General features: G+C 67.6%; 12 protein-coding genes. 9 read left to right on the top strand and 3 right to left on the bottom strand.

What is annotated here, in order from left to right:
- Window positions 1–70: 70 nt before the first annotated feature.
- A complete protein-coding gene (locus ADK64_RS00975) occupies window positions 71–280 on the bottom strand; it encodes a hypothetical protein (protein ID WP_053653907.1) in 210 nt (69 codons plus the stop codon).
- Window positions 281–410: 130 nt separating this feature from the next.
- On the opposite strand from ADK64_RS00975, the gene ADK64_RS00970 reads away from it, so the two are divergent.
- Window positions 411–1,385 carry a carbohydrate kinase family protein gene (locus ADK64_RS00970; RefSeq protein WP_053653905.1) on the top strand — a complete coding sequence of 325 codons (975 nt, stop codon included), beginning with the start codon at window positions 411–413 and terminating at the stop codon, window positions 1,383–1,385.
- Window positions 1,386–1,437: 52 nt separating this feature from the next.
- Here the strand turns inward: ADK64_RS00970 and ADK64_RS00965 are convergent, their stop codons facing one another.
- Window positions 1,438–2,823 carry a cysteine desulfurase/sulfurtransferase TusA family protein gene (locus ADK64_RS00965; protein ID WP_078992422.1) on the bottom strand — a complete coding sequence of 462 codons (1,386 nt, stop codon included), beginning with the start codon at window positions 2,821–2,823 and terminating at the stop codon, window positions 1,438–1,440.
- 337 nt (window positions 2,824–3,160) lie between these two features.
- On the opposite strand from ADK64_RS00965, the gene coxB reads away from it, so the two are divergent.
- From coxB to ADK64_RS00945, 4 genes are all read left to right on the top strand, one after another.
- Entirely contained in the window at window positions 3,161–4,120 is a 960-nt protein-coding gene (gene coxB, locus ADK64_RS00960; protein WP_053653901.1) for a cytochrome c oxidase subunit II, read from the top strand.
- Complete coding sequence (gene ctaD / locus ADK64_RS00955) at window positions 4,117–5,847, top strand: cytochrome c oxidase subunit I (protein WP_053653899.1); 1,731 nt, start codon at window positions 4,117–4,119, stop codon at window positions 5,845–5,847. Before coxB ends, ctaD begins: the two co-directional genes overlap by 4 nt.
- Window positions 5,844–6,242, top strand: coding sequence for a cytochrome c oxidase subunit 4 (locus ADK64_RS00950; RefSeq protein ID WP_053653897.1), 399 nt, complete (start codon window positions 5,844–5,846; stop codon window positions 6,240–6,242). The genes ctaD and ADK64_RS00950 overlap by 4 nt, the downstream gene beginning before the upstream one ends.
- 166 nt (window positions 6,243–6,408) lie before the next feature.
- Window positions 6,409–7,671, top strand: a complete 1,263-nt coding sequence (locus ADK64_RS00945) for a L,D-transpeptidase (protein WP_053653895.1) — start codon at window positions 6,409–6,411, stop codon at window positions 7,669–7,671.
- An 86-nt stretch (window positions 7,672–7,757) separates the two neighbouring features.
- On the opposite strand, the gene ADK64_RS00940 is transcribed toward ADK64_RS00945, so the two are convergent.
- On the bottom strand, window positions 7,758–8,159 hold the full coding sequence (locus tag ADK64_RS00940; RefSeq protein ID WP_053653893.1) for a response regulator transcription factor: 402 nt from the start codon (window positions 8,157–8,159) through the stop codon (window positions 7,758–7,760).
- A gap of 166 nt (window positions 8,160–8,325) precedes the next feature.
- On the opposite strand from ADK64_RS00940, the gene ADK64_RS00935 reads away from it, so the two are divergent.
- The 4 genes from ADK64_RS00935 to ADK64_RS00920 all read left to right on the top strand — a co-directional run bounded on the left by ADK64_RS00935 (window position 8,326) and on the right by ADK64_RS00920 (window position 12,510).
- Window positions 8,326–8,946 carry a cytochrome c oxidase subunit 3 gene (locus ADK64_RS00935; RefSeq protein WP_053653891.1) on the top strand — a complete coding sequence of 207 codons (621 nt, stop codon included), beginning with the start codon at window positions 8,326–8,328 and terminating at the stop codon, window positions 8,944–8,946.
- A gap of 62 nt (window positions 8,947–9,008) precedes the next feature.
- Window positions 9,009–9,821 carry a c-type cytochrome gene (locus ADK64_RS00930; protein WP_053653889.1) on the top strand — a complete coding sequence of 271 codons (813 nt, stop codon included), beginning with the start codon at window positions 9,009–9,011 and terminating at the stop codon, window positions 9,819–9,821.
- Window positions 9,818–10,876, top strand: a complete 1,059-nt coding sequence (locus ADK64_RS00925) for a ubiquinol-cytochrome c reductase iron-sulfur subunit (protein WP_053653888.1) — start codon at window positions 9,818–9,820, stop codon at window positions 10,874–10,876. Before ADK64_RS00930 ends, ADK64_RS00925 begins: the two co-directional genes overlap by 4 nt.
- A complete protein-coding gene (locus ADK64_RS00920) occupies window positions 10,873–12,510 on the top strand; it encodes a cytochrome b (RefSeq protein ID WP_053653886.1) in 1,638 nt (545 codons plus the stop codon). Before ADK64_RS00925 ends, ADK64_RS00920 begins: the two co-directional genes overlap by 4 nt.
- The last annotated feature ends 120 nt before the right edge of the window (window positions 12,511–12,630 follow it).

Here is a 12,630-nt window from a genome sequence, read left to right as displayed (position 1 = left end):
CCCCGCGTGGGGGACGGCGATGGGACGCGGGAGGGGGGCGTGCGGTTCCCTGCGAAATGCGCCCGGCGCGTCAGTCGCCGTAGTCGGACATCGCGTCCAGCAGCCGTGCGGAGCGCGCCGGCACCCGCACCCCGTGGATGAGGGACGGCGGCACCGGCCGCGACTCGGCGTGCGCGGGAACCGCCCAGTGCGGGGCCATCCGGGCGCAGTCGACGCGCAGGGAGGCGAGGTCGCCCTCCGGGTCGGCCGGGGCGGGGGAGTGGACCTTGAGGTTCGTCATGACGGCACCGTAAGCACGGTCGGGCGTGCGAAGAAAGATCTACTATCGGGTAGTTTTGCCAGCTACAGCGGTGTCGCCCGAGCGGGTAGCGTGAACTGTCAACCCAGCCTCCCGCAGGAGATTTCCCGTCGTGCGCATCGCAGTCACCGGCTCCATCGCCACTGACCACCTCATGACCTTCCCCGGCCGTTTCGCCGACCAGTTCGTCGCGGACCAGCTGCACACGGTTTCGCTCTCCTTCCTGGTCGACAACCTCGACGTGCGCCGCGGCGGCGTCGCCGCCAACATCGCCTTCGGCATGGGCCAGCTCGGCACGAAGCCGATCCTGGTCGGCGCCGCCGGCTTCGACTTCGACGAGTACCGCGCCTGGCTCGACCGGCACGGCGTGGACACCGACTCGGTCCGGATCTCCGAGACCCTGCACACCGCCCGCTTCGTGTGCACCACCGACGCCGACCACAACCAGATCGGCTCCTTCTACACCGGCGCGATGAGCGAGGCCCGCCTCATCGAGCTGAAGACCGTCGCCGACCGCGTGGGCGGACTCGACCTGGTCCTCATCGGCGCCGACGACCCGGAGGGCATGCTCCGTCACACGGAGGAGTGCCGCTCCCGCGCGATCCCCTTCGCCGCCGACTTCTCCCAGCAGATCGCCCGCATGGAGGGCGACGAGATCCGGGTGCTGATGGAGGGGGCGACGTACCTGTTCTCCAACGAGTACGAGAAGGGCCTCATCCAGACCAAGACCGGCTGGAACGACGAGGAGATCCTGAGCAGGGTCGGCCACCGCGTCACCACGCTCGGCTCGCGCGGTGTCCGCATCGAGCGCGCCGGCGAGGACCCGATCGAGGTCGGCTGCGCCGAGGAGGAGCGCAAGGCCGACCCCACGGGCGTCGGCGACGCCTTCCGCGCGGGGTTCCTGTCGGGACTGGCCTGGGGGGTCTCGCTGGAGCGTGCGGCACAGGTCGGGTGCATGCTCGCGACGCTGGTCATCGAGACGGTCGGCACGCAGGAGTACCAGTTGCAGCGGGGGCACTTCATGGAGCGGTTCACCAAGGCGTACGGGCAGTCGGCCGCCGAGGAGGTTCAGGCGCACCTGGGCTGAGGCCGAGGCTCCACGCGTCCGCCCCGGTCCGCCGTCGTCGGGTGCGGTGCGATCAGCTCAGCCTTCTCACCACATACGCCGTCCCCCTCTCCGCCGGCTCCTCCCCCACGTACTCCTGGCCCCGCATCTCGCACCACGCCGGGATGTCCAGCCGGGCGGCCTCGTCGTCGGAGAGGACGCGCACCGTGCCGCCCACCGGTACGTCCCCGAACACCCGGGCCAGTTCGATGACCGGGATCGGGCAGCGTTTGCCGAGGGAGTCGACGACGATCTCGTCGACTTCCTCGGTCCGTACGGCCGTCTCGGGCACCGGTGCGCCCAGCTTCTGCCTGATGCCCGCCACGGCGCCCGGCAGCACCTCGAGGAAGCGTGCCACGTCTGCCTCGGCCGTCCCCGGCGGCAGGGACACCCGGACGTTGCCCTCGCTCAGTACGCCCATCGCCTTCAGCACATGGCTGGGCGTCAGCGTGCTGCTCGTACAGGACGAACCGGAGGACACCGAGAAGCCCTCGCGGTCCAGTTCGTGCAGCAGGGTCTCCCCGTCGACATAGAGACAGGAGAAGGTGACGATCCCGGGCAGCCGGCGCTCCGGGTCGCCCACCACCTCCACGTCCGGCACCCGCTCCGGCACCCGGGTCCGGATCCGCGCCGTCAGCTCCCGCAGCCGTACCGTCTCCCGGGCCGCCTCGGCCCGCACCGCGCGCAGGCAGGCCACGGCCGCCACGATCGCCGGGATGTTCTCGAAGCCGGGCACCCGCCCCGACTCCCGCTCGCCGGCCGGGCCTTGGGCGGCGAACCGCACCCCCTTGCGCACGACGAGCAGCCCGACCCCCGAGGGCCCGCCCCACTTGTGCGCACTGGCCGTCAGCAGTGACCAGTCGCCCTCGACCGGCCCCCACCCGAGCGACTGCGCCGCGTCGACCAGCAGCGGCACCCCGGCCGCCCGGCACACCTCGGCCACCTCGGCCACCGGCTGCACCGTGCCCACTTCGTGGTTGGCCGACTGCAGACACGCCAGCGCGCTGTCCGGTCGCAGGGCGGCCGCGTACGCCGACGGGGCGACGGCTCCGGCCCGGTCGACGGCCACTTGGGTGACCGTCCCGCCGTCCGACGTGTGCAGGTCGGCCGAATGGAGCACCGACGAATGTTCGACGGCGGACACGATCAGGTGGCGTCCGACCCGTCGCCGCCCGGCCAACGCCCCCGCGATCCCGGTATGTACGGCCCTGGTCCCGGACGAGGCGAACACCACCTCGTCGGCCCGGCAGCCCACGGCCTCGGCAGCCGCCTCCCGGGCCGCGTCCAGCAGCATCCGGGCTTTGCGCCCCTCCCGGTAGAGCCGAGCGGGATCGGCCCACCCGTCGTCCAAGGAGGCCAACAGGGCCTGACGGGCGACAGGATGCAGAGGAGCGCTTGAGGCAGCGTCGAAGTAGGCCACGGAGCAACGTTAGAACTTCAGCGGGGCAGTCAGCCCGAGGGGCGCGGGGCTGTGCTCGGCATGAGGCTCCGCCGCGTGGGCGATAAGAGGACCCACGCGCCCGCACCCGCAATACAAACCCCCACAACCCGAGCTATTGGGCGCCCGACTCGTGCCCAACCCCACCCCAACCGAGTGACAGGCGACGCGAATGCCCCCCTCCCCGCGAACCCCCGGAGGGCGTCGGCTAGGGTTTGGTCCGCATAAACATCCAAACCCCTGCCCGACGCAGGGCGGCGACCGACCAGCGAGAAGGCCGCAGCCGACAGCGCGGGCGAGACTCTCGGGAAGGCGCTACGTGAGTCCCAACGGCTCCGACCGCTCGCCGCGGCGCCCGATGCGGCGGAAGCTGCTGCAGGCAATGACCGCGGGCCTGGTCCTGGCGACCGCAACCGGTTGCACATACAAGGACTTCCCCCGCCTTGGTATGCCCACCCCGACCACGGAAGAGGCTCCGCGGATCCTCTCCCTGTGGCAGGGCTCCTGGGCTGCCGCGCTCGCCGTCGGCGTGCTGGTGTGGGGCCTGATCCTGTGGAGTGCTTTCTTCCACCGGCGCAGCCGCACCAAGGTCGAGGTACCTCCGCAGACCCGGTACAACATGCCGATCGAGGCCTTGTACACGGTGGTCCCGATCATCATCATCTCGGTGCTCTTCTACTTCACGGCCCGGGACGAGTCGAAGCTCCTGGACCTCTCCAAGAAGCCGGACCTCACGGTCAACGTGGTCGGCTTCCAGTGGAGCTGGGGCTTCAACTACGTCGAGAACGTCCCCGGTGTCACCGGCGACGCCAAGACCGACAAGAACCTGGACGCCATTCCGGACCGGTTCAAGAAGGACTTCCCGGTGCACGCCGGCGGTGTCTACGACGTCGGTACCCCCGGCACGCGGAACCCGCAGACGAACAACCCCGGTCCGACGCTCTGGCTCCCCAAGGGCAAGACGGTCCGCTTCGTCCTGACCTCTCGTGACGTCATCCACTCCTTCTGGGTGGTGCCGTTCCTGATGAAGATGGACGTGATCCCGGGCCACACCAACTCGTTCCAGGTGACCCCCAACCATGAGGGCACCTTCCTCGGCAAGTGCGCCGAGCTCTGCGGCGTCGACCACTCCCGGATGCTGTTCAACGTGAAGGTCGTCTCCCCGGCGGCGTACGAGCAGCACCTCAAGGACCTCGCCAAGAAGGGGCAGACCGGTTACATTCCCGCCGGCATCGCGCAGACGAGCCACGAGAAGAACCGGGAGACGAACAACCTGTGAGCATCCTCAACGAACCCCAGGGTGCCGCGGCAGCTGAAGACTCGTACGAGAACGAGCTGCCGGTCAGGCGCAAGCAGCCCGGCAACGTCGTGGTGAAGTGGCTGACGACCACCGACCACAAGACGATCGGCACGCTCTATCTGGTCACCTCGTTCGCGTTCTTCCTGATCGGCGGCGTGATGGCGCTGCTGATGCGCGCCGAGCTGGCCCGTCCGGGCCTGCAGATCATGTCGAACGAGCAGTTCAACCAGGCGTTCACGATGCACGGCACGATCATGCTGCTGATGTTCGCGACGCCGCTGTTCGCCGGCTTCACGAACTGGATCATGCCGCTGCAGATCGGCGCGCCCGACGTGGCGTTCCCGCGGCTGAACATGTTCGCCTACTGGCTGTACCTGTTCGGCTCGACCATCGCGGTGGGCGGCTTCCTCACCCCGCAGGGCGCGGCCGACTTCGGCTGGTTCGCCTACTCCCCGCTGTCGGACGCGGTCCGCTCGCCGGGCATCGGCTCCGACATGTGGATCATGGGTCTGGCCTTCTCCGGCTTCGGCACGATCCTCGGTGCGGTCAACTTCATCACCACGATCATCTGCATGCGCGCTCCGGGCATGACCATGTTCCGCATGCCGATCTTCGTGTGGAACGTGCTGCTGACCGCCGTCCTGGTCCTGCTCGCCTTCCCGGTGCTGGCCGCCGCGCTGTTCGCCCTGGAGGCGGACCGAAAATTCGGCGCCCATGTGTTCGACGCGGCAAACGGCGGAGCCTTGCTGTGGCAACACCTCTTCTGGTTCTTCGGCCATCCAGAGGTGTACATCATCGCGCTGCCCTTCTTCGGCATCATCTCCGAGGTCATCCCGGTCTTCTCCCGCAAGCCGATGTTCGGCTACATGGGCCTGATCGCCGCGACCATCTCGATCGCCGGTCTGTCCGTGACGGTGTGGGCCCACCACATGTACGTCACCGGTGGTGTGCTGCTGCCGTTCTTCTCCTTCATGACCTTCCTGATCGCCGTACCGACCGGTGTGAAGTTCTTCAACTGGATCGGCACGATGTGGAAGGGCAGCCTGTCCTTCGAGACACCGATGCTCTGGGCGACCGGCTTCCTGATCACCTTCACGTTCGGTGGTCTGACCGGTGTCATCCTGGCCTCGCCGCCGATGGACTTCCACGTCTCCGACTCGTACTTCGTGGTGGCCCACTTCCACTACGTGGTCTTCGGTACGGTCGTCTTCGCCATGTTCTCCGGCTTCCACTTCTGGTGGCCGAAGATGACGGGCAAGATGCTGGACGAGCGCCTCGGCAAGATCACCTTCTGGACGCTGTTCATCGGCTTCCACGGCACCTTCCTGGTCCAGCACTGGCTGGGTGCCGAGGGCATGCCGCGTCGTTACGCCGACTACCTGGCGGCCGACGGCTTCACCGCCCTGAACACGGTCTCGTCCATCAGCTCGTTCCTGCTCGGCCTGTCGATCCTGCCGTTCCTCTACAACGTGTGGAAGACGGCCAAGTACGGCAAGAAGGTCGACGTCGACGACCCGTGGGGCTACGGCCGCTCGCTCGAGTGGGCGACCTCCTGCCCGCCGCCGCGGCACAACTTCGTCACCCTGCCGCGGATCCGCAGCGAATCCCCGGCGTTCGACCTGCACCACCCCGAGATCGCCGCTCTCGAGCAGCTTGAGCACTCCGGTCACGGTGCCATCGCGGGCAGCAAGGAGGCCGGCAAGTGAAGATCCAGGGCCGGATGTTCATCTGGCTGGCCGTCTTCATCCTCGTCATGGCGATCGTCTATGGCGTGTGGTCGAAGGAGCCGGCCGGTACCACCGCACTCTTCCTGGCCTTCGGCCTGAGCGTCATGATCGGCTTCTACCTGGGCTTCACCGCCCGGCGGGTCGACGCGGGCGCCCAGGACGACAAGGAGGCCGACGTCGCGGACGACGCGGGCGAGCTGGGCTTCTTCAGCCCGCACAGCTGGCAGCCGCTGATGCTGGGCTTCGGCGGTGCGATCGCCTTCCTCAGCATCGCGGTCGGCTGGTGGCTGATCTACTTCGCCGCCCCGATCATCATGATCGGCCTGTTCGGCTGGGTGTTCGAGTACTACCACGGTGAGAACCGCACCCAGTAGCACACAAGAGCACGCACCGGAAGCCCGGACACTCCATCAGGAGGGTCCGGGCTTCCGCCTTTTCCGGCTGATCAGACGGTGTGCTGTCCTTCCAATGCCGTAGTGTCGCTCACTCGTACGAGGTACCTGCCGCGCCTGGAGACTCGGTCACTCTTAGCGTGATCGTATGAACCACACTCCGCGGACCCGCACCGTCGTCAGCTGCACTCTGCTGGTGACCGCTCTGGGCGCGGGCGTCACCGCCTGCGGTTCGGACGGGAACCCCCTGTCGGCCGAGCCGTACGACGCGGCGGGCCTGATCTCCATCAGCGGCCCCACCGGTGCGGGGGAACGGGCCGACCCGGACAAGCCCCTGGAGGTCACCCTCAAGGGCGATGACGGCAGGATCACCGACGTCACCGCCCAGGACGCCACAGGGCGCCGCCTGGCGGGCGAACTCACCGCCGACGGCAGCAGATGGCACAGCACCTCCCCGCTGGCCGCCAACGCCCACTACACGGTCGCGGTGAGCACGGAGGACGAGGACGGCTCACCCGGCCGCAAGGTCCTCACGCTCGACACCAGCAAGCCCGCCGCCCGCAAGCGGCTGACCGTCACGCTCGGCCCGGAGTCGGGCGAGTACGGGGTCGGACAGCCCATCACCGCCCAACTCGACCAGGAGATCAAGGACAGGGCGCAGCGTGCCGTCGTCGAGCGGGCCCTCAGGGTGGACTCCACGCCGGCCGTGCAGGGCTCCTGGTACTGGGTGAGCGGCAAGGAACTCCACTACCGGCCCAAGGAGTACTGGCCCGTCCACGCCACCATCACGGTGCACAGCAACCTGGACGGCATCCGGGTCGGCGACCGGCTGTGGGGCACCGCGTCCAAACCGCTGAAGATCACCACGGGAGACCGGGTCGAGGCCCTCACGGACGCCGCCGCGCACCGGATGACGGTCTACAAGAACGGCCAGGAGATCAAGGAGATCCCCATCACCACGGGCAGGCCCGGCTACGAGACCCGCAACGGTGTCAAAGTCGTACTGGACAAGCAGCACTTCGTACGGATGCGCGGCACCACGATCGGTATCGCCGCGGGCACCTCCGACTCCTACGACCTGCTGGTCTACTGGGCCACCCGGGTGACCTGGTCCGGCGAGTACGTCCACGCCGCGCCCTGGTCCGTGGGTTCACAGGGCTCCGCGAACGTCAGCCACGGCTGCACGGGCATGAGTACGGCGAACGCCGAGTGGTTCTTCGACACCGTCCGGGACGGAGACATCGTCAAGGTCGTCAACTCCAACGGCGCGGAGATGGAACCCTTCGGCAACGGCTTCGGCGACTGGAACGTCGACTGGAAGAAATGGCGCAAGGGCACCGCGCTGACGAACGGCACGGCGAACAGCCAGAGCCCGCAGGACGTGGCAAGACTCCGGCCAACGGCCCTGTGAGCGACCCTCGGGGGCGCGGGGCCGCGGTGTGGGCGCGTGAGGCCCCACGGACCCACGCGCGCGCACGAACCCCTCGCCCCGGGCCGCTAGGCGCTCAACAACCGCTTGTGCCGCAGCAGAGAGGCGAGCGAGGAAGCGAACTCGACCGGGTCCACCGGCAGGGTCACCGCGGCATCGGCCCGGCTCCACGTGGCCAGCCAGGCGTCCTGCGGCCGGCCCATGAGGAGAAGCACCGGCGGGCAGTTGAACACCTCGTCCTTGATCTGCCGGCACACCCCCATGCCCCCCAACGGCACGGCCTCGCCGTCGAGCACGCACACGTCGATGCCGCCGCGGTCCAGCTCACGCAGCACCGCGTCCGGCGTCGCGCACTCCACGAACTCGACAAAGGGGACGTCGGGAGCCGGCCTGCGCCCGGCTGCCAGCCGTACCTGTTCGCGGGTGTTGGAGTCGTCGCTGTAGACCAGCACGGTGGCGGTCGGCTGCATTGTTCCTCCGGGACGTCGGCGTCGTACGGACGGGACGGACAGGGCCGTTCGGGCGGATGTTACTCCCGTCGAAGTGTCCATGAACACCACGTCAGCACCGGTTCGGCGGGCAGCAACACTCCGAACGGCACCCCCCGGAGTGAGGGCGGGATAAGCGACCGACATAATGTCGGTCGTGGCGACAGCAACGACAGTAGAAACCGGGCACGCGCACCCGTCGGTCAACAGGCCGAACCTCACCAGCGTCGGAACCATCATCTGGCTGAGTTCCGAGCTGATGTTCTTCGCGGCCCTCTTCGCGATGTACTTCACCCTCCGCTCGGTGACCGGACCGGATCACTGGAAGCACATGGCGCACGCGCTCAATGTGCCTTTCTCCGCGACGAACACCACGATCCTGGTGCTCTCCTCACTCACCTGTCAGCTCGGCGTGTTCGCGGCCGAGCGCGGGGACGTGAAGAAGCTCCGTGGTTGGTTCATCGTCACCTTCATCATGGGTGCGATCTTCATCGGCGGTCAGATCTACGAGTACACGGAGCTGGTGAAGAAGGACGGCATCTCGCTGTCCTCCGACCCGTACGGCTCGGTGTTCTACCTGACCACCGGCTTCCACGGCCTGCACGTGACGGGCGGCCTCATCGCCTTCCTGTTCGTCCTCGGCCGTACCTACGCGGCGAAGAGGTTCACCCACGAGCAGGCGACCGCCGCCATCGTCGTGTCCTACTACTGGCACTTCGTCGACGTGGTCTGGATCGGCCTCTTCGCCACGATCTACCTGATCAAGTAGCGGGACCGGCTCCCGCACATCCAGAAGCATCGACGCAGAAGATCCTGACACCGGGGTAATCCGTGAAAAAGCTCTCCGTACGACGACGCCATCCGCTGGCGGCGGTCGTCGTCCTACTCCTCGCGCTGGCGGCCACTGGGGGGCTGTACGCCGCGTTCGCACCCGCGAGCAAGGCCCAGGCCGATGAAACCTCCCAGTCCCTGACCATCACAGAGGGCAAGAAGCTCTACGAGGTCGGCTGCGCCAGCTGCCACGGCACCGGTGGCCAGGGCTCCTCCGACGGGCCCAGCCTGGTCGGCGTGGGCGCCGCGGCCGTCGACTTCCAGGTCGGCACCGGCCGTATGCCGGCCGCCACCTCGCAGGGCGCTCAGGTCCCGAGCAAGAAGGTCATCTACAACCAGACGCAGATCGACCAGCTCGCCGCGTTCGTCGCCTCGCTGGGCGCCGGCCCGAACGTTCCGACCTCGCAGCAGTACGGCCCTGAGGGCGCGGACATCGCCAAGGGTGGCGAGCTGTTCCGCACCAACTGCGCGCAGTGCCACAACTTCACCGGCAAGGGCGGTGCCCTGACCAAGGGCAAGTTCGCGCCGAGCCTGGAGGGTGTCGCTCCGAAGCACATCTACGAGGCCATGCAGACGGGCCCGCAGAACATGCCGTCCTTCCCCGACACCACGATGACGTCGCAGAACAAGAAGGACATCATCGCGTACCTGAACGCGGTCAACGGCGACAAGACGGAGAACCCGGGCGGTCTGGAGCTGGGCGGCCTCGGGCCGGTCAGTGAGGGTCTGTTCGCCTGGATCTTCGGCCTCGGCGCACTGATCGCGGTCGCCGTCTGGGTCGCCGCTCGGACCGCAAAGGCCAAGAAGTCATGAGTAGCCAAGACATTCCAGAAGAGAACCTGCCCGCTGAGCAGGACCACGCGCACGGCGCAGTGAGCGTCGCGGACGAGGAGAACCCGTTCTCCGACCCGGGACTGCCCCCGCACGAGCACCGGATCCAGGACATCGACGAGCGGGCCGCCAAGCGGTCCGAGCGCGTCGTCGCCCTGCTGTTCACGGTGTCGATGCTCGCCACCGTCGCCTTCATCGCCTGCTACCTGGCGATCCCGCACGACAAGTCGATCTTCGTCTTCCCGATCGGTCACATCAGCGCGCTGAACTTCTCGCTGGGCCTGACCCTCGGTGTGGCGCTGTTCTGCATCGGCGCGGGCGCGGTCCACTGGGCCCGCACCCTGATGTCCGACGTCGAGATGGCGGACGACCGGCACGCGATCGAGGCCCCGCCCGAGACGCGGGCGAAGGTCCTGGAGGACTTCCGCCAGGGTGCCGAGGAGTCCGGGTTCGGCCGTCGCAAGCTGATCCGCAACACGATGTTCGGCGCGCTGACCCTGGTGCCGCTCTCCGGCGTCTTCCTGCTCGGCGGTCTCGGCCCGGCGCCGAAGACCATGCTGCGGCACACCCTGTGGGCCAAGGGCAAGCGCCTGGTCAACATGAACACGAACCAGCCGCTGCGGCCCGAGGACATCGCCGTCGGATCCCTCACCTTCGCCAAGCCCGACGGGCTGGAGGAGACGGCCGAGGATTTCCAGAACGAGATCGCCAAGGCCGCCCTGATGATCGTCCGGTTGCAGCCGGGCAACATCAAGGACAAGCGCGAGCTCGACTGGTCGCACGAGGGCGTCGTCGCCTTCTCGAAGATCTGCACCCACGTCGGCTGCCCGATCTCCCTGTACGAGCAGCAGACGCACCACGTGCTCTGCCCGTGCCACCAGTCCACCTTCGACCTCTCCGACGGAGCCCGAGTGATCTTCGGTCCCGCCGGCCACGCCCTGCCGCAGCTGCGGATCGGTGTGGACAGTGAGGGTTACCTCCAGGCGCTGGGCGACTTCGAGGAGCCCGTCGGTCCTGCATTCTGGGAGCGCGGATGAGCACTACAGCGAACGACACCTCCCGCTCGCGCGGGAAGGACCCGGCCGGCGAGCGCGTCGCCGACTGGGTCGACGGCCGACTCGGGATCTACTCCCTGGCCAAGAGCAACATGCGCAAGATCTTCCCCGACCACTGGTCGTTCATGTTGGGCGAAGTGTGCATGTACAGCTTCATCATCATCATCCTGACGGGTGTCTATCTGACACTGTTCTTCCACCCGTCGATGAACGAGGTCGTGTACCACGGCAGCTACGTCCCGCTCCAGGGACAGCTGATGTCCGAGGCGTTCAACTCGACTGTGCACATCTCCATGGACGTGCGTGGCGGTCTGCTCATGCGGCAGATCCACCACTGGGCGGCGCTGATCTTCCTCGCCGGCATGTTCGTGCACATGATGCGCGTGTTCTTCACCGGCGCGTTCCGCAAGCCGCGTGAGATCAACTGGCTGTTCGGCTTCCTGCTGTTCGTCCTCGGCATGTTCACCGGCTTCACCGGTTACTCGCTCCCGGACGACCTGCTCTCCGGCACCGGTGTCCGCTTCATGGAGGGCGCGATCCTGTCCGTGCCGATCGTCGGCACGTACCTGTCGATGTTCCTCTTCGGCGGAGAGTTCCCCGGCCACGACTTCGTCGCCCGGTTCTACTCGATCCACATCCTGCTGCTGCCGGGCATCATGCTCGGCCTGATGGTGGCGCACCTGATCCTGGTCTTCTACCACAAGCACACGCAGTTCGCGGGTCCCGGAAAGAGCGAGAAGAACGTCGTCGGCATGCCGCTGCTGCCGGTGTACATGGCCAAGGCCGGAGGCTTCTTCTTCCTGGTCTTCGGTGTCATCGCGGTCATCGCGGCGGTCGCCCAGATCAACCCGATCTGGGCCATGGGCCCCTACCGTCCGGACCAGGTGTCCACCGGCGCCCAGCCCGACTGGTACATGGGCTTCTCCGAGGGTCTGATCCGCTTCATGCCGGGCTGGGAGATCAACTTCTGGGGCCACACGCTCGTCCTGGGTGTGTTCATCCCGCTGGTGATCTTCCCGCTGGTGCTGGTCGCGATCGCGGTCTACCCGTTCATCGAGTCCTGGGTCACCGGCGACAAGAGCGAGCACCACATCCTGGACCGTCCGCGCAACGCCCCGACCCGCACCGGTTTCGGCGCCGCCTGGATGACGGTGTACCTGACCCTGCTGATCGGCGGCGGCAACGACCTGTGGGCCACGCACTTCCACCTGTCGATCAACGCGGTCACCTGGTTCGTGCGGATCTTCGTCTTCGTCGGTCCGGTCATCGCGTTCATCGCCACCAAGCGGATCTGCCTGGGTCTGCAGCGTCGCGACCGCGAGAAGGTGCTGCACGGTCGCGAGACCGGCATCATCAAGCGGCTGCCGCACGGTGAGTTCATCGAGGTGCACGAGCCGCTCAGCCAGGAGCAGCTGCACACGCTCACCGCGCACAACCAGTACGAGCCGGCCCAGATCGGCCCGGCGGTCGACGAGAACGGCGTCCAGCGCAAGGTGCCGGCCTCGGAGAAGCTGCGGGTGAAGATGTCCAACGCCTACTACGGCGAGGACAGCCAGATCCCGAAGCCGACCGTCGACGAGTACAAGGAGATCACGAGCGGCCACGGCCACCACTGATCCTCACGTCGCCACACGACGGCAGAAGGGCCCCGTCCGACTCTCGGACGGGGCCCTTCGCCGTGTCCCGGGGCCGATAGGGTGGGATCAACCACCGATTTCGTCTGTACGACACCCCCC

Origin of the sequence: Streptomyces sp. MMG1121, from assembly GCF_001280015.1 — a bacterium.
Classification (GTDB): Bacteria; Actinomycetota; Actinomycetes; order Streptomycetales; family Streptomycetaceae; genus Streptomyces.
Note: the sequence above shows the minus strand (reverse complement) of the source record. Positions and strands in the feature narration are given on the sequence as shown.

Coding starts and splice junctions, on each gene's coding strand:
- ADK64_RS00975 (WP_053653907.1), bottom strand. CDS start 280: ATGACGAACCTCAAGGTCCACTCCCCCGCCCCGGCCGACCCGGAGGGC.
- ADK64_RS00945 (WP_053653895.1), top strand. CDS start 6,409: ATGAACCACACTCCGCGGACCCGCACCGTCGTCAGCTGCACTCTGCTG.
- ADK64_RS00940 (WP_053653893.1), bottom strand. CDS start 8,159: ATGCAGCCGACCGCCACCGTGCTGGTCTACAGCGACGACTCCAACACC.
- ADK64_RS00935 (WP_053653891.1), top strand. CDS start 8,326: ATGTCGGTCGTGGCGACAGCAACGACAGTAGAAACCGGGCACGCGCAC.
- ADK64_RS00925 (WP_053653888.1), top strand. CDS start 9,818: ATGAGTAGCCAAGACATTCCAGAAGAGAACCTGCCCGCTGAGCAGGAC.
- ADK64_RS00920 (WP_053653886.1), top strand. CDS start 10,873: ATGAGCACTACAGCGAACGACACCTCCCGCTCGCGCGGGAAGGACCCG.